The 251-nt window shown below is 59.8% G+C and carries 1 protein-coding gene; it reads right to left on the bottom strand.

Annotated features, from left to right (window positions below; translation table 11 throughout):
- A partial coding sequence (locus AC0L20_RS41480; protein WP_473295908.1) for an AAA family ATPase occupies positions 1–251 on the bottom strand: 251 nt, incomplete at both ends.

Below are 251 nucleotides of genomic sequence, written 5' to 3' on the forward strand. Positions count from 1 at the left end.
TTGAGGGTCTGCTCACGCTCATCATGACCGCCACCCATGCCGGCGCCACGATGGCGACCAACGGCGTCAATCTCGTCAATGAAGATGATGCAAGGTGCGTGCTTCTTGGCCTGCTCGAACATATCGCGAACACGGCTGGCACCGACGCCGACGAACATCTCGACAAAGTCGGAACCGGAAATGGTGAAGAACGGCACCTTGGCTTCGCCGGCAATCGCCTTGGCCAGCAAGGTTTTACCGGTACCCGGCGG

The sequence above is a fragment of the Bradyrhizobium sp. Kon58 genome, from assembly GCF_055807455.1.